Annotated in this window: 22 protein-coding genes; 13 read left to right on the top strand and 9 right to left on the bottom strand. The window is 42.2% G+C overall.

What is annotated here, in order from left to right:
- Positions 1-8: 8 nt before the first annotated feature.
- Positions 9-200: a hypothetical protein gene (locus EEL30_09415; protein QDX92521.1), complete on the top strand. Its 192-nt coding sequence runs from the start codon at positions 9-11 to the stop codon at positions 198-200.
- Here the strand turns inward: EEL30_09415 and EEL30_09420 are convergent.
- The 3 genes from EEL30_09420 to EEL30_09430 form a co-directional block, all read right to left on the bottom strand.
- Positions 193-1,068, bottom strand: coding sequence for a 1,4-dihydroxy-6-naphthoate synthase (locus EEL30_09420; protein ID QDX92522.1), 876 nt, complete (start codon positions 1,066-1,068; stop codon positions 193-195). The genes EEL30_09415 and EEL30_09420 overlap by 8 nt on opposite strands.
- Positions 1,065-1,781, bottom strand: a complete 717-nt coding sequence (locus EEL30_09425) for a futalosine hydrolase (protein QDX92523.1) — start codon at positions 1,779-1,781, stop codon at positions 1,065-1,067. Before EEL30_09425 ends, EEL30_09420 begins: the two co-directional genes overlap by 4 nt.
- Positions 1,782-2,005: 224 nt before the next feature.
- Complete coding sequence (locus tag EEL30_09430; protein ID QDX92524.1) at positions 2,006-3,001, bottom strand: glutaminase; 996 nt, start codon at positions 2,999-3,001, stop codon at positions 2,006-2,008.
- Positions 3,002-3,503: 502 nt separating this feature from the next.
- Between EEL30_09430 and EEL30_09435 the strand changes: the two genes are divergently transcribed.
- The 5 genes from EEL30_09435 (at position 3,504) to EEL30_09455 (ending at position 10,137) form a co-directional block, all read left to right on the top strand.
- The gene (locus EEL30_09435) at positions 3,504-3,713 is read left to right on the top strand and encodes a hypothetical protein (GenBank protein ID QDX92525.1); all 210 of its coding nucleotides are present in this window, start codon (positions 3,504-3,506) and stop codon (positions 3,711-3,713) included.
- A 72-nt stretch (positions 3,714-3,785) separates the two neighbouring features.
- On the top strand, positions 3,786-5,024 hold the full coding sequence (locus tag EEL30_09440; protein QDX92526.1) for a glycosyl hydrolase: 1,239 nt from the start codon (positions 3,786-3,788) through the stop codon (positions 5,022-5,024).
- Between the two features lie 163 nt (positions 5,025-5,187).
- Positions 5,188-5,376, top strand: a complete 189-nt coding sequence (locus tag EEL30_09445) for a hypothetical protein (protein QDX92527.1) — start codon at positions 5,188-5,190, stop codon at positions 5,374-5,376.
- A gap of 107 nt (positions 5,377-5,483) precedes the next feature.
- The gene (locus tag EEL30_09450) at positions 5,484-6,056 is read left to right on the top strand and encodes a sugar O-acetyltransferase (GenBank protein ID QDX92528.1); all 573 of its coding nucleotides are present in this window, start codon (positions 5,484-5,486) and stop codon (positions 6,054-6,056) included.
- A 490-nt stretch (positions 6,057-6,546) separates the two neighbouring features.
- Positions 6,547-10,137 carry a collagen-like repeat preface domain-containing protein gene (locus EEL30_09455; protein QDX92529.1) on the top strand — a complete coding sequence of 1,197 codons (3,591 nt, stop codon included), beginning with the start codon at positions 6,547-6,549 and terminating at the stop codon, positions 10,135-10,137.
- An 81-nt stretch (positions 10,138-10,218) separates the two neighbouring features.
- Here the strand turns inward: EEL30_09455 and EEL30_09460 are convergent, their stop codons facing one another.
- Positions 10,219-10,674: a hypothetical protein gene (locus EEL30_09460; protein QDX92530.1), complete on the bottom strand. Its 456-nt coding sequence runs from the start codon at positions 10,672-10,674 to the stop codon at positions 10,219-10,221.
- A 391-nt stretch (positions 10,675-11,065) separates the two neighbouring features.
- Here EEL30_09460 and EEL30_09465 point away from each other — a divergent pair, with 391 nt between their 5' ends.
- The 4 genes from EEL30_09465 to ilvA all read left to right on the top strand — a co-directional run bounded on the left by EEL30_09465 (position 11,066) and on the right by ilvA (position 15,336).
- Positions 11,066-11,566: an N-acetyltransferase gene (locus EEL30_09465; GenBank protein ID QDX92531.1), complete on the top strand. Its 501-nt coding sequence runs from the start codon at positions 11,066-11,068 to the stop codon at positions 11,564-11,566.
- Positions 11,567-11,595: 29 nt separating this feature from the next.
- On the top strand, positions 11,596-11,922 hold the full coding sequence (locus tag EEL30_09470; protein ID QDX92532.1) for a YnfA family protein: 327 nt from the start codon (positions 11,596-11,598) through the stop codon (positions 11,920-11,922).
- Positions 11,923-12,097: 175 nt separating this feature from the next.
- A complete protein-coding gene (locus EEL30_09475) occupies positions 12,098-13,486 on the top strand; it encodes an L-cystine transporter (protein ID QDX92533.1) in 1,389 nt (462 codons plus the stop codon).
- Positions 13,487-14,076: 590 nt separating this feature from the next.
- Complete coding sequence (gene ilvA / locus EEL30_09480; protein ID QDX95717.1) at positions 14,077-15,336, top strand: threonine dehydratase; 1,260 nt, start codon at positions 14,077-14,079, stop codon at positions 15,334-15,336.
- 121 nt (positions 15,337-15,457) lie between these two features.
- Here ilvA and EEL30_09485 read toward each other — a convergent pair whose 3' ends face one another.
- Both EEL30_09485 and EEL30_09490 read right to left on the bottom strand, forming a co-directional pair.
- Entirely contained in the window at positions 15,458-16,879 is a 1,422-nt protein-coding gene (locus EEL30_09485; GenBank protein ID QDX92534.1) for an amino acid permease, read from the bottom strand.
- A gap of 187 nt (positions 16,880-17,066) precedes the next feature.
- Positions 17,067-18,608: a PAS domain S-box protein gene (locus tag EEL30_09490; GenBank protein QDX92535.1), complete on the bottom strand. Its 1,542-nt coding sequence runs from the start codon at positions 18,606-18,608 to the stop codon at positions 17,067-17,069.
- Between the two features lie 226 nt (positions 18,609-18,834).
- On the opposite strand from EEL30_09490, the gene EEL30_09495 reads away from it, so the two are divergent.
- Positions 18,835-20,025 carry an ornithine--oxo-acid transaminase gene (locus EEL30_09495; protein ID QDX92536.1) on the top strand — a complete coding sequence of 397 codons (1,191 nt, stop codon included), beginning with the start codon at positions 18,835-18,837 and terminating at the stop codon, positions 20,023-20,025.
- Between the two features lie 94 nt (positions 20,026-20,119).
- On the opposite strand, the gene EEL30_09500 is transcribed toward EEL30_09495, so the two are convergent.
- Both EEL30_09500 and EEL30_09505 read right to left on the bottom strand, forming a co-directional pair.
- The gene (locus EEL30_09500; GenBank protein QDX92537.1) at positions 20,120-20,314 is read right to left on the bottom strand and encodes a hypothetical protein; all 195 of its coding nucleotides are present in this window, start codon (positions 20,312-20,314) and stop codon (positions 20,120-20,122) included.
- 23 nt (positions 20,315-20,337) lie between these two features.
- Positions 20,338-20,592 (bottom strand): DUF4179 domain-containing protein, encoded by a 255-nt coding sequence (locus EEL30_09505; GenBank protein ID QDX92538.1) that lies wholly within the window; start codon positions 20,590-20,592, stop codon positions 20,338-20,340.
- 198 nt (positions 20,593-20,790) lie between these two features.
- Here EEL30_09505 and EEL30_09510 point away from each other — a divergent pair, with 198 nt between their 5' ends.
- Positions 20,791-21,621 (top strand): aldo/keto reductase, encoded by an 831-nt coding sequence (locus EEL30_09510; GenBank protein ID QDX92539.1) that lies wholly within the window; start codon positions 20,791-20,793, stop codon positions 21,619-21,621.
- 64 nt (positions 21,622-21,685) lie between these two features.
- Here the strand turns inward: EEL30_09510 and EEL30_09515 are convergent, their stop codons facing one another.
- Positions 21,686-21,982 (bottom strand): DUF4915 domain-containing protein, encoded by a 297-nt coding sequence (locus EEL30_09515; protein QDX92540.1) that lies wholly within the window; start codon positions 21,980-21,982, stop codon positions 21,686-21,688.
- A 288-nt stretch (positions 21,983-22,270) separates the two neighbouring features.
- Between EEL30_09515 and EEL30_09520 the strand changes: the two genes are divergently transcribed.
- Complete coding sequence (locus EEL30_09520) at positions 22,271-24,739, top strand: peptidase (protein QDX92541.1); 2,469 nt, start codon at positions 22,271-22,273, stop codon at positions 24,737-24,739.
- Positions 24,740-24,977 lie beyond the last annotated feature (238 nt).

Here is a 24,977-nt window from a genome sequence, read left to right on the forward strand (position 1 = left end):
ACCTCTCTTTGAATAGCTTTCATTTTTTTGAAAAAAGAGAACTTTTGTTCCCTTCTATAAATACTATCATATTTCTTTGCAGGTGGGCAGTCTTTCTTGAAATGACTGACGACTTTTCAGAAGGGGAACCAGCTATTCTCTCAAAGGGTTGCTTTGTATTGTTGACAGTCTATGCCTTGAAGCGTTTTATGCTTAGATAGAGCGGGGTTCGTATCGTAATGACTTCAGATCAAATTCCGGCACAAGTCCCTCGTTAGCAGCTCGACTCAAGAGGGCAGTCACGGCAGCATATCCATCTTCTCCTAAATCGGCAGTGAATTTGTTTACATACAAATTAATATGAGCTTGAGTTACTGCCGGGTCCATCTCTTGAGCATGGTGCATGATATACTCTCGGGACACTTCTGGATGCGCCCAAGCATACTCCACAGATGCACGAGTCCAGCTAGCGATGGCATTCAAGTCCAATGAGCGTCGAGCAATAATCGCGCCTAGTGGAATAGGTAAGCCAGTATCCGTTTCCCACCAATTGCCTAAGTCGGTCATGAGTGTAAGACCGTAGGAAGGGTAGGTAAAACGCGCTTCATGAATTACTAATCCAGCGTCGATTTTGCCATCTCGTACGGCAGGCATAATTTCGTGAAAAGGCATTACAACGGTTTCGCCTACCCCACCGGGAACATTTTGGGCTGCCCACAAACGGAATAGCAGATAGGCGGTGGAGCGCTCACTAGGTACTGCCACACGTTTGCCAGACAGGGCAGACGGATCAGCTGGTTGTTTGGCTGGCTGATCAATATCAGAAGAGTTTTTTGTTAGGACCAAGGGACCGCAACCTCTACCCAACGCTCCTCCGCACGGCAATAGTGCGTATTCAGACAATACCCAAGGTAGAGCGGCGTAGGAAATTTTGAGTACTTCTGGACCAGTAAAACTGGCAGCAAGTCCATTGGTGATATCAATATCTGCATACATAACATCTAGGGCAGGAGCGCCAGGAATTAATCCATGGGTCCAAGCATGAAAAACAAATGTGTCATTGGGGCAAGGGGAAAAAGCGATTTTCATCGTAACACCTCCACTAGTACTGAACTTACTTTTTCAAGAGATTCTAAAGCTTCTTTTATACGCCAAGCAGACCGATCCCGTGGGCCAACAGGATTAGAAATCGTACGGATTTCCAAAACGGGAATTTCGAATTGCTGAGCGGCTGTAGCGACTCCATATCCCTCCATTGCTTCGGCAGTCGCTCCTGTTACTCGGCTGGCTATAGCAGTGGCTGTCTCGGCACTACCTGTTACAGTTGAGACGGTGAGAACAGAGCCTGTATGAGCTGGCAAGCCAGATACCTGCAATGCTTCTGCTACACGGTTTACCAAAGTAATGTCTACAGGGATTCTAGCAGAACCAAACCCTAGTTCGTCCAGACTAAGAAATCCATCGGGGGTCTCGGCACCCAAATCGGCAGCCAAGATTTCGGTTGCTACCACTACGGAGGCCACATCTGCTTTGCCTACAAAGCCACCAGCAATACCAGCGCAGATGACTAAATCATACTTGGTTGTTGCCAAGATACGTGCTGTACTAGCGGCTGCAAAGGCTACACCAACGCCACCTATCAGAACGTCGAAGCCCTCTGCACCGTTTAAACCACGGATTACCGCTTCTTGTTCGGCTGATACAGAAGTGACGATGAGGATGCGTTTGTATGATAGAGGGGATGGCTTGTTCGAGTTTATAAATGAACCCGAAGAGATTTCTACATGTTTATCTTGACTCATTGGAACAATCTCCTTTACTTGTAAACCATAACGTGAGCTTTTGGATGATTATATACAAATTGATCGTTTCTATGAAAGAAGAGGTAAGAAAGGAGAATAAAAGCTTCTACTCTCAATTATACAGGATGAATGGGCGGGCAAGACACTTTGCTAGGTCAATAAGGCATAAAAAAGGACCCCGATCGTATCTATCGGAGTCCATTGTAACCTATCACTATCTACATCTAAAAAATACTCAAATCCCATTGCTGAGCCATTTCCTTCAGCAATAGGGAACCAGCAACGCTATTGCCAACATCATCAATGGCAGGACTAAAAATTCCAATCCCACAACCATCGGAAAAAGGTAAATCACGGGAACGATAGCGTGGTGGTACAGCGGTGAGGATACCTCCAGATACGCCACTTTTCGTCGGAACACCAACAAAGGCAGCGAATTTTCCAGATGCATTATACATTCCGCATGTTAGCATTAAGGACTTAGTGAAACGAGCTACGTCCTTAGGGATAACCTGTTCCTGACGAATCGGATGGTAGCCGTCTAGAGCCAAGATTAAGCCGATCAGGGCGGTATCCTTGGTTGTTACCTCTAGGGCACACTGTTTTAAATATACCTCTAGCGCACCCTCCACATCTCCATCTAGGAATCCAATATCTTTAAGATAATAAGCCAAGGCGCGATTACGATGAGCGGTATGCCATTCTGACTCGTAGACCTCTTCATTGAGCACGGGTGCTGTACCAATTAGCTGGACAAACAGGTTGTTGAGCGAATTCATTTTTTGTGTAACAGAATCACCAGCTAGCATGGAAGATACTGTAATGGCTCCTGCATTGATCATCGGGTTGTAGGGACGACCTGGTTTGCTCATTTCTAGTCGAATAATAGAATTAAAAGCATCACCAGTAGGCTCTGCATCAACTCGTTGCAATACATGAGGAATTCCATACTCCATACATACCGCGATGAGGCTGAGTACTTTAGAGATGCTTTGCAACGTGAACGGTGCTTCACAATCACCGGCAGTAATCATAGTTCCATCTGTGCCAATCACGGTAACGCCTAGCTGCTGTGAATTCATATCGCGTAGTGCAGGTATATAGTCGGCGCACTTCCCTTGGGAAGTTGCTTCCTGAAATTGTTCAATCCAATGTAACAATTGAGAGGATATTTGCTGATGTTGTTCGGTTTCTGACGGTGCCAAGATACTTGGGCTCATCTGAGATGCACCCCTTTCACAATAAAAATAGCTTGGATAACATACCCAGACAAGTGTACTGCCTTGTAGTATGATCCAGATTCCCATGTTCATATGAATTGCCGTGGGAGTCGTCAGCTCAACTTGTCATGGAACTCTATTTTAAAGTCATAGGGGCGTAACGGCAAGTAAATTTCCAGTAAAAAGATTTATGTCTTTCTCAAGAGAGTAGAGAAGCTAGAAAAAAGTAAAAAAAGCCACCTGTGTAGGCGGCCGTTATGGTTTCCATATTGTATTTGTCCAACATGACTTCATGTCGGTGGTTTTATAACCTTATTCGAATTCTTTCTCCCTAAAGACATTTCATCTGGGAAAAGATAGATATAGCGTTTTTGAACCTCAAAACAACGAAAGCCCTACCTCTCTTCCGTCCTTACGGCTCCGATGACCGTGCCAGTGTGAATCGGGTAAATCAAAAAGCTTGCCTGTAAAATGAATTGCTTCTTCTTTGGAAAAATAGTTTTTGGACGTGAGATTTGAAAAACAGGTGAGAGTAATTCATTTCGAGGAAAAAAGAATTGGTTGGGTGAAGGTAAAAAATCATCTTAATATGAAAAACACAATATTAATCATAACATGTTGGGCAATAAAAAGCAAATTTCCTTTGAAAGATGAAAAATTTTATATGCATATGAGAAATTTTTCAAGTAACATTGGAGTTTATTTGATATGATCTACAATGAGCAAATGATGGCTCAACTGAAAGAAAAAAGAAAAAAAGATAAGGACAGGGAGAAAAATAAAGATGAATATGTGGTTAAAAATGTACTTGCTATCTGGATTACTGCTGTTGCTATGTAGCATACAGCCCTCAGAATCCTTGGCAAGTGGCGGTTCAAAAATTTTACTAGACGGATATCCATTGACGTTTCCAGTACAGCCCCAAGTGGTAAAAGGAACAACCTTAGTACCGTTTCGAGCGATTGCAGAATCGATGGGAATTCATGTGCAATGGGACAATGCAACACAGACGATTGTTGCAACCAAACAAAATGGCACTGATGGAACCCAGCTACGTTTACAAATCAACAATTCTACTGCTTATGTGAATAATCAACCAATCACATTGGCTGTAAGTCCTACGTTGTACAAGGGGAGTGCGTTAATCCCGTTGCGGGTCTTCAGTGAGCAATTTGGGGCTACAGTTAACTGGGACGGGGCTAATCAATCTGTATTATTACAATCTCCACCGAAAGATATATATACCATGGCTTTCTATGCCATTTCTTCATTTGGTGAGCGACAACTTATTCCTTCCTTTGATGCAGTAGCCTTTGGCTGGGCAAGAATCAACGAAAAAGGGGAGTTTACGCTTCAAGGTAACGATTTTTATTGGCCTAAACCAGCAGGAGATGTAACACCAGAGGGGATAATAAGTGAGGCAAAAGCGGGCGGAACACAGCCCTATTTCATGGTGTTTGCTACGGATGGTAAAGGCGAACTAATGAACATGCTTCAAACCGCACAGTTACGCCAACAAACGATAGATGGAATTTTACAAGCCGTGCGTAATCAAGCATTTGAAGGTGTTGCCTTGGATTTTGAAGGATTGGGCTTGAGCGGAGATATCGCTCGCGAGAAACGTTTGTACACAGAATTTGTTGGGCAACTAGCTTCAGTTTTGCATCAGGAAGGTAAAAAGCTGTCGCTAGTGTTACATCCGTTAAACAGTTCTTATAAAGGCTACGATTACGCGCAATTGGGTTCTCTAGCAGACGATTTGATTATCATGGCGTATGACTACGGGGAAAAAGGACAACCAGAGAACTTGGACAAAGTAAATCAGGCTATCCAGCTTGCCATAAAGCAGGTGCCAAAAGAGAAATTGATCTTGGGTATCTCGATGGGTAGTGAAAATGCTGGCACTATTAACAACAAGATTGGTCTAGCCAAGCGGCACGGTTTAAAAGGTGTTTCGTTATGGCGATTAGGGCTGATTGGACAGCCGACTTACTTGGAAATGCAGAAGGCTGTAGAGATGTAGAAAGAAGTACCTTTCGCAACTTGGGATAGTGCCTTATGAATATCGAATTTTGATCATGTAAAAAGGTGGCTTGTTCACCTCCTCGCATACAGAAAAAGACGATGATTTTATCCAATCCAAAATGAATGGGTAACCATTAAAATCCATCCCAGGAATAAAAGGGATGGATTTTTTATATGAAATTCCTCGCCTTCAACTGACTATTCAAATATTGCCGAAAACCATGACGCATGGATATGAATCCTGGTGGAACGTTGGACAAGCTGAGCTGGCTAATAAGGAAACAATTGTTAAAGTACATGAAGAAGTGCTGGAGAATCGCGCAAAGGCATGGGTTATGATCCAGATATAGATCATAACCCGTTTTTTTGTGTGTGCTATGCCATTTTTCTCATCATTTTCGTGATAACATTACTCGTAATCATACTTGTAATAAAAGGAATAAGGAGGGGCTTTGATATGAAACCAGAAAAACAAAAAATGCTGGACGGAGAATTATATGATGCATCTGATGCAGTATTAAGCGAAGAACGTCAACAGGCAAGTAGATTGACGAGGCTGTACAATCAGTCTTTGGAAACGGAAAAGGAAGTACGTGAAGACATATTAACTCAATTATTTGGAACGAGAGGGGAGGATTGTGTCATTCAACCCAGCTTTCGATGCGACTATGGGTACAATATTCATGTAGGAGAACATTTTTTTGCCAACTACGATTGCATCATGCTAGATGTTTGTGAAATACATATTGGAAAGCATTGCATGCTAGGACCAGGTGTTCACATTTATACGGCCATGCATCCTCTACATCCTCTAGAGCGGGCTTCTGGTAAGGAATATGGCAAACCGGTCACCATTGGCGATCATGTGTGGATTGGTGGGGGGGCTATCATTAATCCAGGCGTTACGATCGGAAATAATGTGGTTGTTGCCTCAGGAGCAGTGGTAACGAAAAACGTACCTGATAACGTTGTCGTTGGTGGAAATCCAGCAGTGACGATTAAACAGATTATGTCCTGCGAAAAAACGTAAAGCGAACGAACTAAAGACATGTTTGATGTGTTACGTAATACAGGTATAGCTCTTCGAGAGCTTACCTGCAATTGTTTTGTTTTGCAAAGAAGAAATTTTACGTGTATTGACTTTTGTGGATAAATATAACGTTTAATTGTTTTACTATTATAAAACTTTGTAGTCGATGTATGTGGGAGAGATATTCGTGCAAAGTCTCATTTTCATTGCGTTAGCTGTAGTTATCTTTATTTGATAGATACTTGTCAGTTATCTGTGAAGGGTAGTGTGGTTACACCCACTACTACAATAGTCACATTGCCAGTGCCATTTACGTAAAGTTGAGAAACGTCCAAATTTTAAAATTTGGACGTTTCTTTTATTGGAGATAAAGATGAATCAACTTGCTGATTAATTTATAAAAGGCACATTTTTCAAAAAAAAGTTTGTTTTCACAATGCCGTTTTTCAAAAAATGAATACTGTAATGGAGAAAGGAAGGTGTTATTGCGTTGGATAATCGTTTTGATATTGACAAGATTTACGAGAGCATTATTCAAACGGAACTAGATCTTTATTTAAGAAGAGATCCATTATTTGCCCATAAACATTGTAGCTCATCTTCTTCTAATTCCTTTATCAGTTGTAGCTCAACCTTTATTACCTTTATTGAGGGTCCAACAGGTCCAATAGGTCCAACAGGTCCGATGGGCCCCACAGGCCCAGGAAGTGGTCCAATTCCGATACCACCAGGACTTATTCCTACTTTTATTGCACTGTTACAAGGTTTAATTAGAACTATACCTGCTGTTGCAGCTGATCTAAGTTCAGCTAATATACCTGCTGTTGCAGCTGATCCAAGTCCAGCTAATATTGCTGCATTAACCGAAATCTTAAATGAATTGAGTGTGTTTGGAGCTCAAGCTGGTCTTAGCCCTGCTCAATTGGCTGAATTGAATTCGGTCATTAATGGATTACTAGTGATATTAGATCCTCCTTTTAATCCAAGTGTTTTTGCTACTGAGGTTCAAGATTTGGTCAAGATATTGCAAAGTTTGACTTTACTCTTCCAAGTAGACCCTGGAACACTACAGCTTATTTTGGGGTTATTGCAAGAACTTCAAATAATTATTGTTATCATTACGCCGATTGGAGCGACCGGGGCAACTGGAGCAACTGGAGCAACTGGAGCAACTGGAGCAACTGGAGCAACTGGAGCAACGGGATCAACCGGGGCGACCGGATCAACAGGAGCAACGGGAGATACTGGAACAACGGGAGATACTGGAGCGACTGGATCAACCGGGGCGACCGGAACAACGGGAGATACGGGAGCAACTGGAACAACGGGAGATACTGGAGTGACTGGAACAACCGGAGCGACCGGAACAACGGGAGATACGGGAGCAACTGGAACAACGGGAGATACTGGAGCGACTGGATCAACCGGAGCGACCGGAACAACGGGAGATACGGGAGCGACCGGAACAACGGGAGATACGGGAGCAACCGGAACAACGGGAGATACGGGAGCAACTGGAACAACGGGAGATACTGGAGTGACTGGAACAACCGGAGCGACCGGAACAACGGGAGATACGGGAGCAACTGGAACAACGGGAGATACGGGAGCGACCGGAACAACAGGAACAACAGGAACAACAGGAACAACTGGAGCGACCGGAACAACAGGAACAACAGGAACAACAGGAACAACAGGAACAACTGGATCAACCGGATCAACAGGAGCAACAGGAACAACTGGAGATACTGGATCAACCGGATCAACGGGAGCGACCGGAACAACGGGAGATACGGGAGCAACAGGAGCAACCGGATCAACTGGGGCGACCGGAGCAACTGGAACAACGGGAGATACGGGAGCGACAGGATCAACCGGGGCGACCGGAACAACTGGAGGTACGGGAGCAACAGGATCAACCGGGGCGACCGGAACAACTGGAGATACGGGAGCAACAGGAACAACGGGAGATACGGGAGCAACAGGATCAACCGGGGCGACCGGAGCAACAGGAACAACGGGAGATACGGGAGCGACAGGATCAACAGGAGCAACAGGATCAACCGGGGCAACAGGAACAACTGGAGATACTGGATCAACCGGGGCGACTGGAACAACTGGAGATACGGGAGCAACCGGGGCGACAGGAGCAACAGGAACAACGGGAGATACGGGAGCAACTGGAACAACTGGAACAACAGGAACAACTGGAGATACTGGAGCGACAGGATCAACCGGGGCGACCGGAGCAACAGGAACAACGGGAGATACTGGAGCAACAGGATCAACCGGAGCGACCGGAACAACTGGAGATACTGGAGCGACCGGAGCAACAGGAACAACTGGAGATACCGGAGCAACAGGAGCAACCGGAGCGACCGGAACAACTGGAGATACGGGAGCAACAGGATCAACCGGGGCAACAGGAACAACTGGAGATACTGGATCAACCGGGGCGACAGGAACAACTGGAGATACGGGAGCAACAGGATCAACCGGGGCGACCGGAGCAACTGGAACAACGGGAGATACGGGAGCGACAGGATCAACGGGGGCGACCGGATCAACAGGAACAACGGGAGATACTGGATCAACCGGGGCGACCGGATCAACTGGAACAACGGGATCAACCGGAACAACGGGATCAACGGGATCAACGGGATCAACGGGAGATACTGGAGCGACTGGAGCGACCGGAGCAACAGGATCAACCGGGGCGACCGGAACAACGGGAGATACTGGAGCCACTGGAACAACCGGGGCAACGGGAGATACGGGATCAACAGGATCAACCGGGGCGACCGGAGCCACTGGAACAACCGGAACAACGGGAGCAACAGGATCAACGGGAGCGACCGGAGCAACAGGATCAACCGGGGCGACCGGATCAATCGGAGCCACTGGAACGACCGGAACAACTGGATCAACCGGGGCGACCGGATCAACGGGAGCGACTGGATCAACCGGATCAACCGGGGCGACCGGAACAACGGGAGATACTGGAGCCACTGGAACAACCGGGGCAACGGGAGATACGGGATCAACCGGAGCAACCGGGGCGACCGGAGCCACTGGAACAACAGGAACAACGGGAGCAACCGGAACAACGGGAGCCACTGGAACGACAGGAGCAACAGGAACAACGGGATCAACCGGATCAACAGGATCAACCGGATCAATCGGAGCCACTGGAACGACTGGAACAACGGGAACAACCGGGGCGACCGGATCAACGGGAGCGACTGGATCAACCGGATCAACCGGATCAACTGGATCAACTGGAACGACAGGATCAACCGGGGCGACCGGAGCCACTGGAGCCACTGGCCCAACCGGAACAACGGGAGATACTGGATCAACGGGGGCGACCGGATCAACGGGAGCCACTGGAACGACTGGAGCAACCGGATCAACGGGGGCGACCGGATCAATCGGAGCCACTGGAACGACCGGATCAACAGGATCAACGGGGGCGACCGGAACAACAGGATCAACCGGAACAACGGGATCAACCGGGGCGACCGGAACAACGGGAGCGACTGGATCAACCGGAACAACCGGATCAACTGGAACGACTGGAGCGACAGGATCAACCGGGGCGACCGGAGCCACTGGATCAACAGGATCAACGGGAGCCACTGGCCCAACGGGTCCAACGGGTCCTACAGGTGCACTTGCTACTCAAAACTTTGCATTTGCGGCCAATACAAGTGGTACAATTATCACTGTATTGTTGGGCGGTACGGTTGTTTCATTCCCTGACGCTCAGGATATTGGACCGGGCATTACAGTCAATGCAACCAACGATACGTTTACCGTAGCGAACGCTGGTAACTATCTCATCGCTTATACCATTAACATTACTGCGGCGCTTCTTTTTAGTTCACGGATTTTAGTAAATAGAGTTCCAGTAGCGGGTAGTGTTGTTGCACCATTAGCTGGTGTAACTGCATTCGAAGCACAAGTAATTGTTCCTGTGCCTGCAGCAGGAACCATTCAGGTACAATTATTTGGTTTAGCAGCAGTAGCAACTCTAGCCGCTAATTTACCAACAAATATCACGATCATTCGTTTAAGCTAATACAAGGTACGGTTGTAAAAAAAGCTGCTCTTCTGAAATCAGAAAGAGCAGCTTTTTCATATCCCAGGGAAACAATCGTACTTAGTGGAACAGTTGATTAATCACCACACATTTTTCAGGAGAATGAAAGGGAATTTGCAACTGGAACCCCTCGGTGGCACCTGCGATTAAATAATGGTCCTGAAAGACAAGGTCATTGAAAGCAAACGATTTCTCAAAACAGGCTACCCATTGTAAATGACGATGTTCATCAAGTGCTGCTACGAATCCATTATGACCAAGGGTACCTGCTCCGACACAATAAAATCTTCGGTGTTCCTCTTTGTAGGTTTCAAATAATGAGTGAAAATTCGTAATATTCATAGGGGTTTTAGATAAAAAATCACCAAGGTTAAATGGGCGTAATGTAGTCAGAAAAATTTCGGGGAAAACATTTAGATGACAGGCAATTGATTCACCATCTGCAAAGTAAAACCCATCTTTAAAAGGTAGTTGCCTTTTTGTCCACAATTGGGAAATAATAGAAATGTACGGCATACTATACTCCTCTCGTATTCCAATTCCTATCAGTTTGCTGTCAACGGTCTTTCATACATAAAGCAAGTGAGATGAAGAGCAGACGGACAAGTATTTCCTGATAAGACAGATAGTTACCTTCAATGTACTGGGAAACTTCCTAATGTTTACATATAAATAATTTGTTATTTTTATAATACCCTTTTTATGGGAACCTATCTACTTCAAATCTCTATAAATAAATATATAATTATTTGCATATATGATTGTAGCGAAGAGTTGAATATCGCAAATGATTATAATATAGTGCCAATTATAATAGAAAGAGATATAAACATTGGAAGGCATCTTTTTAAGGCTTTATTACGTAATACATTAAAGAATGGAAATGATTGAAAAGAGGTGGCCGACTATGTTTCAATTAGAAACAAATAGTATGATCTTACGCCGAATGGATTTGTCAGATGTGGAAAGATTAAGCCGAATATTTACCGACCCCATCGCTATGCAATTTTATCCTTCTACGAAAAAGGAAGAAGAGACGATCGCATGGATTAAGTGGAATCAGGGAAACTACGAAAAATACGGAATAGGACTTTGGATTGCTGAGAGAAAACAGGATGGGGAATTTATAGGGCAATGTGGCTTGGTACCTCAAGAAATTAATCTTCAACAGGAAATTGAGATTGGCTATTTGGTTGTCCGAAAATATTGGGGACAAGGATTGGCTACGGAGTGTGCGATAGCTTGCAGAGAATATGGTTTACACCAACTGGGATATGACCGTTTGATTTCTCTCATTGATAAAAGAAATGCGGCTTCCAGACGAGTAGCAGAACATGTCGGTATGACGTGGGAAAAAGAAATCATTAAATGGAACAAGACCATGCAATTATACAGCATGAACATATAAAATCAACATTCTTTACAAGGAGGAAACTATTGATAATAGCAATTCTCTTATTTATCGTAGCTGGTCTAGCTGAGATTGGCGGCGGCTATCTTGTCTGGCTATGGTTGCGAGAAGCAAGACCGGTCTGGTATGGCCTTGTAGGGAGCATCGTTCTTATCGCTTACGGGGTTATTCCTACTTTACAAAAATTCCCTACATTTGGTCGGGTATACGCCGCTTATGGTGGCGTATTTATCATCTTAGCAATTTTATGGGGCTGGTTGGTGGACAAGAAAACACCAGATATGTATGACTGGCTAGGAGCAGCGATTTGTATAGTTGGTGTGGTCATTTTTTTGTGGGCACCGAGACAATAGAGGGCATGGTTTCTATCACGTATACAGATGGAGATCATGCCTTTCCATATGTTATTTTCTAAAAAAACATGGTAAAGTTTAAATCCTACTTTACATATAGGAATTAATGTATTATAACTTGAATATGCTTTAGTCACCTTCATGAGAATTTATCAGAAAGAACGGAGGGAATCCTTTGTCAACAGTTTGGATTTTACTAAATATTGCTATCATGTTACTCATTATTTTTGGACTATATACCATGCAAAAGAAACATATTTCTTTTTCGAAGCGTGTATTTACTGCATTGGCGGTTGGGATTGTCTTTGGAGTTGGCTTGCAATTCATATATGGGGCCAAAACAGATATTTTAACAGCTTCTATAGAATGGTTTAACATTGTAGGAAAAGGCTACATCAAGCTTTTACAGATGATTGTAATGCCATTGGTATTTATATCTATTTTAGCAGCCTTTACTAAAGTAAAGCTAACGAACAATATTGGTAAAATTAGTTCGTTGATTATCGGTATCCTGATTGCAACGACCGCTTTAGCTGCTGCCATTGGGATTGGAACAACACTTGCCTTTAACTTAGAAGCTGTGCAAATTCAACAAGGTGATCAGGAAACATCTCGGGCTGCTCAATTAGAAAAAACATTTGGCCAAATTGAAGATTTATCTCTTCCGCAAAAAATCGTGGAATTATTACCAGCTAACCCATTCCTTGATTTAACAGGACAACGTTCTACTTCTACGATTGCTGTTGTTATTTTTGCCGCCTTGCTTGGCGTTGCTTTCTTAGGCGTAAAGGGTAAACAACCAGAACAGGCCGCATTCTTTGCCAAAATTGTAGATACGTTTTACACGATCATTATGCGAGTAGTAAGCATTATTTTGCGCTTAACTCCTTATGGGGTATTAGCATTAATGACAAAAGTAACAGCTACCAGCGATTACTTAGCAATTCTCAAATTAGGTAAGTTTGTCCTAGCGTCCTATGTAGCGATTTTGATTATGTTTGTCATTCATCTGATCTTACTCGCTATTGCTGGACTTAACCCTATTACTTATGTGAAAAAGACGTTTTCTGTTCTAACATTTGCATTCACTTCACGTTCAAGCGCAGGTGCTTTGCCATTAAACGTGGAGACACAACGTGATAAGTTAGGAGTACCTGAAGGCATCGCCAACTTTGCTGGATCATTTGGCTTATCCATCGGTCAGAATGGTTGCGCAGGTATCTATCCAGCAATGTTAGCCGTTATGATTGCCCCTACGGTTGGGATTGATCCATTGACGCCATCCTTTATCTTGACTCTGATTGCTGTCGTAGCGATTAGCTCCTTTGGAGTTGCAGGTGTTGGTGGTGGAGCTACTTTTGCTGCTCTTTTGGTACTATCTACAATGAACATGCCAATAGCTTTAGCTGGTTTGTTAATCTCTGTAGAACCATTGATTGATATGGGGCGTACAGCTCTTAATGTGAGCGGTAGTATGGCAGCTGGAGTGATCACTAGTCGTGTAACGAAAGAATTAGACACCTCAATTTATAATGATCAAATGCAAAAACAAGTAGAAGCATAAGCTAGTACCTCTCTAGTTACAGCGTTTTCGCTCTTTTTACTTACAAAGTGTCGTCTTGAGACAAACTCCTTGTCCTTGACGACACTTTTTTTGCTAGGTTGACAAGCATGTGACATCTTACTATAATTCAGAACAATAAGTATTTGAATGTTACGAAAAGAAGAATGAAGCTGTGAAGAGGAAGAGTAAAGGAAAGCTCTAGTGTCAGAGAGCCGTCTCGTGTGCTGTAAAGATGGTCGCTATCTTTCATTGAAAATCACCTCGGAGCTTTGTTGTGGAACAGATGGGAGCAGAGTAGGGTCAGATCAAACACCAGACGCTCTGCCCCAAGAGTCTCAGTACATAATAACGAGTTGTCCACGTTATCGGACCAAAGTCTATTCCAATTTTCCTCTATCTCGTGTGAATATGGACGGCTCTTTATGTGAGTACCATGGATTGAGGTGGGATAGGACTTGTGGAGTCCGTTTTTGTGAAAAAACGGAGAATGCTCAGTGGTATCGCGACTCTCGCCTAAGCAATGGAAGTAATCTGCTTTCATGTTGGGCGAGTTTTTTTGTTATATGAAAAAGAGAGAGGCGGAGAAACTGATGAATGTAACAACCAGCAAACTCACCATAGAAGATATTCTGGTGGCAAGCCATCTATTGCGAGAAGTAATTGTTAAAACACCTCTGCAACGCAATGCGGTTCTGTCGAATAAATACCAGTGCAATGTGTTCCTTAAGCGGGAGGACTTACAGGTCGTTCGTTCATTTAAGTTGCGTGGCGCTTATTATCTCATGCGTACTTTAACCGAAGAACAAATGAAACGTGGAGTTGTCTGTGCTTCAGCAGGAAATCATGCACAGGGGGTTGCCTATTCCTGTAAAGCGTTAGGGGCGCATGGAACGATTTTTATGCCCACTACAACCCCGCGCCAAAAAGTGTCTCAAGTGAAGCTGTTCGGAGGTGATCAAGTAGAGATTGTTTTGGTCGGCGATACCTTCGATGATTCTTTTTCTGAGGCGATGAAATACGGGAAAGAACATGATATGACGTTCATTCACCCTTTTGATCATGAGAAAATTATTGCAGGTCAAGGTACGGTTGGAATGGAGATCTTAAATGATATGACGGAAGCATTAGATTATCTTTTTGTGGGCATCGGAGGGGGAGGTCTAGCGGCAGGAGTTGGAACATGTGTCAAAGGTATTAGTCCTCTAACAGATGTCATTGGGGTAGAGCCTCAAGGGGCAGCCTCTATGAAGAAGTCTTTTAATGAAAGCCAAGTGGTTGCTATGCAAGAGATTGATACATTTGTGGATGGAGCTGCGGTCAAGCAGGTAGGACAGCTCTCATATGAGCTATGCAAAGAAGTTATTGACGACATCGTCACGGTACCAGAAGGCAAAGTATGCAGTACAATCCTTGATTTATATAATCAAAATGCAATTGTAGCAGAGCCTGCTGGTGCACTTTCAATCGCGGCATTGGATGAATACCAGCATAAAATTAAAGGAAAAAATGTGGTCTGTATCGTCAGCGGAGGAAATAACGATATTGATCGCATGCAAGATTTCAAGGAGCGTTCTCTAATCTATGAGGGGCTCAAGCATTACTTTATCATTAATTTCCCTCAACGTGCTGGGGCACTGCGAGAGTTCCTAGATGAAGTACTTGGACCGACAGATGACATTACTAGATTTGAGTATACCAAGAAAAATAATAAAGATAATGGCCCTGCATTAGTTGGTATCGAATTAAAACAGAAAGACGATTACGAAGCGTTAATGGAGCGGATGAGACAAAAAGGCTTCCCTTTTATGGAAATTAATCATAATCCAACCTTGTTTAACCTGCTGATTTAGTATCAGCGGTTGCAAGGCTTTTTTGTTGATAGAGCTGTTGATCTTACATGAATCCAAATCAGTAAAGTTTGAACAAGAAATAGCCCTCCAACTTGACCATTAGAGGGCATTGCATCGATATCTAGATGATGTGGTAAGTCTTATCTTCATCTGAAGAGCCATTGGTCATGGACTTTCCCTTAATACGTAGGAAGTAATAGATCAAGCAGAACAGAGCGAACACTCCACCGCAATACAAGGCTATTCGCTGATTTTTATCAAATGCTAAGCTGGCAAGTACAACGAGATTGAGCGTCAAACTAATTAACGGTAAGATCGGATAGAATGGAGTCCTAAATTTTAGATCCTTTAATTTCCCGCCATTCTTTAAATAATGTTTACGGAATGCTAACTGAGAGGCAGAAATTGAAATCCAACCAACTTGCGCCCCTAATCCAGCAAGAGAGATCAACCAAAGATAAACGGTATTTTCAGCAAACGCGCTAGATAATAAGGATAATAGGGCAATGGAAAAGGTGAGAAACAACGCGTTCATGGGGACACCTTTTTTGTTTACTTTGCCAAGTGTAGGACTGGCCATTTCTGTTTTTGATAAGGACCACAACATCCTAGTAGCTGCATATAAACCAGAATTAGCTACGGACAGTAATGCCGTAAGGATAACAAAATTCATAATATCGGCGGCATATGGAATACCAATTTTGTCGAATACAATGACGAACGGGCTTTCAATGACCCCTGCTTGTTGATGGGGTATCAAGCCAGCTAGAATCGTGATCGCCAAAACAAAAAAGATAAGTGTTCGCCAAACGGTAGCCCGAATTGACTTAGGAATGTTTTCCTCTGGATTATCACTCTCACCAGCAGCGATGCCAATAAGCTCTGTTCCTTGAAAGGAGAAGTTCACCGTTATCATCGTGAGCAATAGACCCGTAATTCCGTTTGGCAACCAAGAGGTTTCGGCAAAATTGCTCAACATAGGAGCAGCTTCACCACTATGGAATGGTAACACTCCAAACATTGCTGCACCCCCGAGCACAATAAAGGCTAGAATAGCGGCAACCTTGAAACTAGAGAACCAGAATTCGGTCTCGCCAAAAGCTTTGGCTGAAAGGGCATTGAGTAAAAAGAGGACAACACCAAAGATAGCGCACCACATCCAGACCGGTGAATCTGGGAACCAACGTTGCATTAGTAAGCCAGAAGATAAAAGCTCTAAGGCAACTGTTACAGCCCAGCCCAACCAGTATAACCAACCAATGGTAAAGCCCATTGCTGGACTTATAAATTTAGTTGTGTACGTCTGGAATGAACCAGATACAGGCATGGCAACCGATAATTCACCAAGACATAGCATGGTGAGGTACATGATGAAACCACCTACAAGATAGGAGATGACGGCTCCGATCGGACCTGCTTGGCTAATAGTATAGCCAGAGCCCAGGAAGAGCCCTGTACCAATAATTCCGCCGAGTGAGATCATAAATAAGTGTCTACTTTTCAGCGTGCGTTGTAATTCATGAGAGGAACGTTGTTGGGACATGTTCTTCTCTCCTTTCTTTATGATCTCACAGTGAGAATGGGATGTATGCGTTTACACAAAAATATTCTGCAACATTCGTACCAATTGAAATTTTCTGAATTATAAAGATGAATGAAGAGGATATGCAAAAAAAATTGTCGTATTATGTATAAAAAACTTTGCTGCCAATTTTTTTTGCATATGGTACTTACAGATTTTCCTGTTGTAAACGACGTAAGCGATATTGCAAACTTTGTCGACTCATTCCTATATGTTCTGCGGTATGGGATATATTTCCTGCAAATTGATCTAATATTTTTCGGAGATAGATCCCCTCAAAGGTGTGTAACACTTCTTTTAATGGTAAAGAATCTTGCTGTAGGAGGTGCAGGGCTTCTTTAACATGAGATTCATGTACATGTAGTTCAGTGTTAAAAGCTCCAGTCGTATAAGCCCTAGTAGAATGGATGGATGATAAAGAAGTTCCTTCATGACTTGAAGCCGTTGTTAATGGAATCCCGGGTATTGGAGCTGTTGTTGTACCAGGTAGTTTACGGCGAATATGATGGAGAGGCAAATGCTCAAGTTGAATGGAGGTTTCTTCTGTCAGCATCAAATTCATTGCACCTTCAATGAAGTGCTCCAATTCACGAACGTTGCCAGGCCAATCATAATCTCCAAAAAAGCGTTGGACATCTTCGCTTACACCTTCTACATCCATTTGAAACAGACGATTATATTTATGGATAAAGTGACTGGTCAAAGTAGGAATATCCTCACGTCGTTCACGCAGTGGTGGAATGAGTAGGGTAACGACACCTAAACGGTAATATAAATCTTTCCGCAATTTGTTAGCCGAGATAGCTTCGATGGGATCTTCATTAATGGCGGCAATGATTCGGACGTTGAAAGCTCGGTCCTTTGTATCACCAATGCGTCGGATGGTTTTTTCTTGCAAGGCGCGCAACAATTTAGCTTGGAGGGACAAGTTAAGAGAATTTAGTTCATCTAAAAATAAAGTACCGCCTTCTGCTTGCTCAAAAAGGCCGGGTCGTTCTACTGCTCCTGTAAAGGCACCTTTGGTTGTACCAAATAATAGTCCTTCGATTAAGCTGTCAGGTAAAGCTGCACAGTTTTGCGAAATAAAAGGGGATTTGGCTCGCATACTTGCATTATGAATACTTTGTACAAACAACTCTTTGCCTGTTCCAGTCTCGCCTACGATGAGGACGGAGGAAGATGTACGTGCTACTCGATTTGCATGATCAATCATTTCACGAATGGCAGGGCTATTCCCAATAATGCTCGCAAAGGTATAGCGGGTGCTACCGAGTTCTTTTTTTGCTAGATAATTCTCACGTATCAAACGCTCCATTTTGGTTACATCATTGGCAATTTCCACCGCACCGATATTCATTCCTTCTCGTTGTAGAGGAAGAGTGTTATTAATCGTAGTAATTTCTTTTCCTTTGCCATTTAAATAGGTTTGTCTGATTTGGCGCAAGCTCTCTCCTTTTTGTAGAGCTTGAAGCAAGGTGCTTTCTTGATCGGGAGGAAACTGAAATACCTCCAATAGCTTCTTGCCAAGGACATCTTCTTTTTGCATGCCTTCCAGTTCAGCCATTTTACGATTATATAAAATAGAGGTGCCATCCGCGTCGATAACGTGTACACCTTCGTTCATTTCGTCTAAAATATGAGCAACCATTGCAAGAAAGGTTGTTCCGTCCATCAAGGGTGACGTGGACATAGCATTTCACCTCATTCAGTATTTTCATCAATTTGTGTAGTCATTCTATCATAGATGCAGTGAGGTGCAAAATATTTTGGCTTTAAAAACTGTTTGAAAATGATTTGTGCAAATTTTTTTTGCATAATAAGATTATTTAGTGCCAGAAAAGCTTGTTTCTTCAGGTTTTTTGCTGGCATAAAAAATGCATAAGGTTATTCTCAGGTAGATATAGGGAGGGTTATATATGACAACAACAAAGCAAATCATTGATCAGACAGAACAGTTCGGAGCGCATAATTATCATCCACTGCCGATTGTTATTTCCAAAGCAGAGGGCGTTTGGGTAGAAGATCCTGAAGGCACTCGCTATTTAGATATGTTAAGTGCGTATTCTGCCTTGAATCAAGGACATCGCCATCCAAAGATCATTCAAGCACTGAAGGATCAAGCGGATAAGGTAACTTTAACCTCGCGAGCTTTTTACAACGACCAATTAGGTCATTTCTATGAAAAAGTTGCTAATTTGACAAGCAAAGACATGGTTATACCGATGAACTCGGGAGCAGAAGCGGTAGAAACTGCAGTAAAAGCAGTACGTCGTTGGGCGTATGATAGTAAAAAGGTACCAGCTAATCAAGCAGAAATTATTGTTTGTGAAGGGAACTTTCATGGACGTACGATTACTATCACCTCTTTTTCTTCTGCGGATGAATACAAACGGGGCTTTGGACCTTTTACACCTGGGTTCAAAATTATCCCGTATGGAGACATTAAGGCATTAGAAGACGCGATTACGCCTAATACGGCTGCATTTTTGGTGGAACCGATTCAAGGAGAAGCGGGCATCATCATTCCAGAAGAAGGATTCTTACGTGAAGCGCGTCGTCTATGTGACGAGCACAATGTATTGTTGCTAGCGGACGAAATCCAAACTGGTTTTGGGCGTACAGGAAAAATGTTTGCTACAGACTGGGAAGGTATCAAAGCAGATATGTACATCATGGGAAAAGCATTGGGTGGAGGAGTATTCCCAATCTCTGCTGTAGCAGCTGATCGTGAGGTACTGGGCGTATTTGAACCAGGTTCGCACGGGTCTACCTTTGGAGGAAATCCACTAGGCTGTGCAGTAGCAGTGGCGGCGCTCGAAGTGTTGGAAGAAGAAGGTCTAGTGGAACGCTCTCTAGAGCTTGGAGCATATTTTATGGAAAAAATAAAAGAGATTAAGAACCCTCATATTAAAGACGTTCGTGGTAAAGGCTTGTTTATTGGATTAGAGCTAGATACAGAAGCTCGTCCATATTGTGAAAAACTAAAAACCTTGGGCTTGCTGTGCAAGGAAACACATGATACGACTATACGTTTTGCCCCGCCTCTTGTCATTAGTAAGGAAGAGCTGGATTGGGCGATTGAGCGAATTAAGCAAGTATTGGCGTAAAACCAAAGAAGAGCTACTTATATAAGGAAAAGAGCCAGGTGTTCTGGCTCTTTTTTTGTTAGAATTTGTCTATTATTTTTCCCCTTCTTCTTGTTTATTTCTGCTTACTATCCGTGAGGTTTACTTTCCAATCGACATTTGTATATTTCTTTTCCGCAAGGCGATACTTTATAGTCAGCTCTTTTGGCATCTTGGTGAGGTCAGGAATGGTTAAAGTTTCCTTAGATGACTGATATATAGGATAGTATTTCCCTATTTCATCAATTGCTCCCCAAATCGATGTATTCACAACGTTCTCTCCCAAAACACTTTCTATGTCAATAATTGCACTCTTCTCTTCAATATCCACTTTAAAATTTTTAAAATAGGTATTTTTTTGCCTTCTTTATCTGTGGCATCTAACAGAACGGCGACTCGCAACGTATCTGCCATTAATTCTTTTGCTTCTATAGTAATCCCTAGTTGCGTTACTTTTTTATTTAGTTTTTGAACATATCCCTGTGTAGCGGCATTTTTTAATCCTATGTCAGCTTTTTTATTATCCGAAAATAAACGATGCACATTAATGGGGTGATATGCTCCATGCGTCTTTCTACGTCTTGGATAAACGTTTCACAGAGAGGTGGAATGTCCATGTCCACAAGGGCTTCCTCCCAATTCTCCCAGGTTACAAGATTGCTAGGATGTTCGTTTTTTGAAAAAATTTTTTAAAAGGATGTTGTATGCTATCATAACCATGAGACTACGTGAGCGGAGGAGAAAAGAATGACGTTACGCATAACAGATGGAGCTGTATTGGCAAACGGAGTTGTAAAGCCTTGGTTGGGACTTGGCGTCTATAAAGCAGATGACGGTACTGAGGTGGAACAAGCTATTCATATGGCGTTAGAGGCTGGCTATCGCAGTATTGATACAGCGGCAGTGTATGAAAATGAAGCAGGAGTCGGAAAAGCGATTAGGGACAGTAAGATTCCACGTGAAGAGATTTTTGTCACGACAAAGGTTTGGAACACGGAGCAAGGATATGAGTCAACCTTGCAAGCCTTTGATACGAGTCTCAAAAAATTAGGCCTAGATTATATTGACTTATATCTGGTGCACTGGCCAGTTCCCGGGAAATATAAAGAGACGTGGAGAGCCTTGGAAACTCTTTATAAAAATGGGCTTGTCCGTTCAATTGGTGTAAGCAATTTTCACATTCATCATTTAGAAGATTTGCTGTCAGTGTGTGAAGTGAAACCAATGCTCAATCAGATAGAGATGCATCCATATTTGATCCAGAAAGAACTACGTCAGTACTGCGAACAGCATGGGATTTATGTAGAGGCATGGCGCCCGCTGATGCGAGGTAATCTAGAGGTTCCTCAACTGCAAGAACTGGCAGAGCGCTATCAGAAAACACCTGCCCAAATCGTACTGCGCTGGGATTTGCAGCATAAGGTATTGGTAATACCCAAATCTGTACGAAAAGAACGGATCATTGAAAATGCGGATTTGTTTGATTTTGAACTTACGGATGAAGATATGGCTATGTTAGACGGCTTGAATCGCAATCAACGGTTTGGACCTGATCCCGATCATTTTGATTATAAATAAGTGTGCAATATACAAAAAAACATTTCACGTGTCCTTAGATAGGAGCGTGCAATGTTTTTTGCTGTTAAAGGGGAATTTGATCAAAACGATACCGATTGATACTAGCATTTTTATCTGTGACCAGGGTTCGTGGCTGACTGACCCCCAACAAGATGTACTCGTCCGTAAAGCAAATTCCACGTGGATAACCTGGATGATATAACTTATGAATATGGTCATTCTCTTGTATCAAAAGACATTGTAGGCCCGAATTGCATACATATCGACAGTTACCCTCTTGTTTGGGAGAGTGTGGATCAGTCAGTGTGGTCCAGAGTTTTTCAGACTTGTACAAGAAGGTAAGAAGAAATATATATAGAATTTTCGGATAACTATTAAAAAGGGCCGCTTCATATACTCAAAATAATTTTATATTCACTTAATATTCTGTGTCTGCATTTTAAAATCATTTAGTACCAAAAATCACAATTATAATGGTTTTGTAAATAGCAAAAAGTTCCTTTGATTAAGGAACTTTCTGCTATTTATTCAAAAAAAAACGAATGATAAAGTAATATTACAAAAAAATAATGAAAAAAATTCCAGCCATAAAGAAATATGCTCTATGTTGGAAAATTCATTACATCTACAATAGAAAAGAGTCGATACGATGAAGTTACCTAAAATGTATAAGTGTTTACTGGCAACTGCACTCCTTGGTCCATTCACCACCTATCCAGAAATATCACATGCGGCATCAAGCGAGAAAGAAGTAATAAATGAACAAGACGCTAATTTTAAAGGCTTATTGGGCTACTATTTTAATGATAAAGAGTTAAAAGAAACCGCTCTGATTTCGAATTCAGAGTCTGGTGATTTATCCGTTGATAATGATCAAATCGATGATATGCTACCTGATGAATTAAAACAATTTCAATCCGCTATGTGGACAGGATTTATAAAAGCAGGAAAATCAGGTAAATACACTTTCTCCACGTCAGATAATGACCACACCATGTTATGGATAGATAATCAAAAAGTCATCGATCAATCCTCCTCTACTCAAAAAATCAACCTAGAAAAAGGGAAGCTTTATAAAGTAAAAATAACTTATCAGCCAGAATCCTCTTCAGCTAACGAATTTGGCTTACAGTTAAAATGGATAACTCCTGCAGGAACTGAAGAAATAATTCCAGAGGGAAATTTACTTCTACCTGACATAAAAAATCAACCAGAGAATGAATCTAGTAGAAAAAAAAGAAGTATTACAGCAACTTCTGATGACGGAGTTGAAGATAGTGATGGTGACGGCATCCCTGATTCGTTAGAAATCGAGGGATATACCTTAGATGTCAAGAATAAAAAACTTCTCCTAATGCCTTGGATTGAAAAGGTCCATGGAAAAAAAGTAACGAAATTTGGAGAACCGTTAACAAAATATACATCCTCACCTATGAAATGGAGCACAGCTTCTGATCCATATAGCGATTTCGCGAAAGTATCAGGAATCATTGATAAGAAGGTACAAGTGAAACATCCGTTACTTGCTGCGTATCCTAATTTACAGGTCCATATGGACAAATTCATTATCTCGAAAAATAGAAATGAAGCGCTTGAAAATGGTGGGAATACAAATAGCACAATCAGTGGAAGTACTTCTACAAGCAATACTCATTCAACAGAAGCTTCTGTTGGAGCTGAACTTAAGGTTTCCTTATTAGACTTTGGTGGAAGTGTATCCACTAATTTTAGCGACAGCAATTCACAAACAGTAACGATAGATCATTCGAGTTCTGAGAGTTTGGGAAAGAACTGGTCCAAGAGCATAGGCTTAAATGCAGGAGAAGCTGCCTATTTTAATGCGAATATCCGATATGTTAATAATGGTACGGCCCCTATCTATGAAGTAGCACCAACTACTTCACTCGTACTGGGTAATAACGACACCATTGCAACAATTAAAGCAAAAGAAAACCAACTTGCAAATGTAGTGTTACCAGACCGTTTTTATCCAAGTAAAGATCAAGCAGCCATTTCCCTACAAACCAAAGACGATTTTGGTTCTAGTCCCATCACAATCAATAAAGATCAACTTGATAGACTAGAGCAGACAAGACAGATGCGATTAGAAACAGATCAAGTCTCAGGTTATGTAGGAGTGGTTGATCCTAAAACAAAATTGGTATCAGTCGATAAAGATAAGCAATGGAGTCATATTATCCCTCAAATTGAGGAAACAACTGCTCGATTGATCTTAAAAACACCAGACGATTCAGAGATAGAAAGACGAGTAGCCGCCGTTGATCCTGATGACATGATCGAACAAACGAAGCCAGATGTTACATTAAAAGAAGCGCTCAAATTAGCTTTTGGGTTTGAAGACAAGAACGGAAAATTATATTACAAAAATACTAGTATAGATGATTTTAAATTGGTGTTTGATGAAGAAACAGCTGAAAATATAGAAAAACAATTAGAAGACATGGAAACAGAAAATATCTATGACGTCCAATTACATGCTCGAATGAATATACTAATCTCACCGAAGAAGGATGAACCTATTGTTGATGTTGAGGTATCTGGCTGGGAAACAATAGATGGAGAAGAGTATTACTATAGATTTGATGAGATGCAAACTGGTTGGCAAACGATAGATGGGAAAAAGTATTATTTTAAGGAAAATGGTGTGCTAGTACCCAGCAGAGTAATTGAGGATGGTACCTATCAAATAAAAACAGCAGTAAAGAATACAAGTCTAGTTGATTGGAATAGAAGCGATAATAATATTACTGTGTGGGAAACGAGCAATGGAAGTAATCAAAAATGGAAATTAGAATATGATAACTCTCATAAAGCTTATGTGATTAGAAGTTTAGAAAATAACGATAAAATTATGGCTTGGAATGCTTATCAGGATTCAACTAATGTATTTGCTACACAGTTTGAAGGGAAGGCAGAACATTTTTGGATTCCTGAATTGATAGATAATGGTTTCTATATTTTAAAAAACAAGAAAGACCCTACTAAAGTGTTAGATGTAGATGGTTCGGCTACTTCAAACGGGTCCAACATTCAGGTACGTGATTATAAAGGCACTGATAATCAAAAGTGGAAATTAGAACAAATGAAAGCAAATTAAGTTGTCAGTCAACATTTGTACAAGGAAATGAACATGAAGGTCATTGCTGAACCTCCCGATATCCTATAGATGTCAAAAATGGTCCCTCTTTTCCATAGTAATCACATAATAGATTTACTAAAAAAGAGGGCTGTTTTCTTCCTTTGTCGAGGACACTGATAAACGAGTGATTTATTCCTCGATGGAGATACAAAAGACTCTACTACCTTCGGGGGTTCCACTACATGTAAGGAGGAAT

Source organism: Brevibacillus laterosporus, from assembly GCA_007833815.1.
GTDB classification, from domain to species: Bacteria; Bacillota; Bacilli; order Brevibacillales; family Brevibacillaceae; genus Brevibacillus_B; species Brevibacillus_B laterosporus_D.

Coding starts and splice junctions, on each gene's coding strand:
- EEL30_09420 (QDX92522.1), bottom strand. CDS start 1,068: ATGAAAATCGCTTTTTCCCCTTGCCCCAATGACACATTTGTTTTTCAT.
- EEL30_09425 (QDX92523.1), bottom strand. CDS start 1,781: ATGAGTCAAGATAAACATGTAGAAATCTCTTCGGGTTCATTTATAAAC.
- EEL30_09430 (QDX92524.1), bottom strand. CDS start 3,001: ATGAGCCCAAGTATCTTGGCACCGTCAGAAACCGAACAACATCAGCAA.
- EEL30_09440 (QDX92526.1), top strand. CDS start 3,786: ATGAATATGTGGTTAAAAATGTACTTGCTATCTGGATTACTGCTGTTG.
- EEL30_09445 (QDX92527.1), top strand. CDS start 5,188: ATGGATTTTTTATATGAAATTCCTCGCCTTCAACTGACTATTCAAATA.
- EEL30_09450 (QDX92528.1), top strand. CDS start 5,484: ATGAAACCAGAAAAACAAAAAATGCTGGACGGAGAATTATATGATGCA.
- EEL30_09460 (QDX92530.1), bottom strand. CDS start 10,674: ATGCCGTACATTTCTATTATTTCCCAATTGTGGACAAAAAGGCAACTA.
- EEL30_09465 (QDX92531.1), top strand. CDS start 11,066: ATGTTTCAATTAGAAACAAATAGTATGATCTTACGCCGAATGGATTTG.
- ilvA (QDX95717.1), top strand. CDS start 14,077: ATGAATGTAACAACCAGCAAACTCACCATAGAAGATATTCTGGTGGCA.
- EEL30_09485 (QDX92534.1), bottom strand. CDS start 16,879: ATGTCCCAACAACGTTCCTCTCATGAATTACAACGCACGCTGAAAAGT.
- EEL30_09490 (QDX92535.1), bottom strand. CDS start 18,608: ATGTCCACGTCACCCTTGATGGACGGAACAACCTTTCTTGCAATGGTT.
- EEL30_09495 (QDX92536.1), top strand. CDS start 18,835: ATGACAACAACAAAGCAAATCATTGATCAGACAGAACAGTTCGGAGCG.
- EEL30_09510 (QDX92539.1), top strand. CDS start 20,791: ATGACGTTACGCATAACAGATGGAGCTGTATTGGCAAACGGAGTTGTA.
- EEL30_09520 (QDX92541.1), top strand. CDS start 22,271: ATGAAGTTACCTAAAATGTATAAGTGTTTACTGGCAACTGCACTCCTT.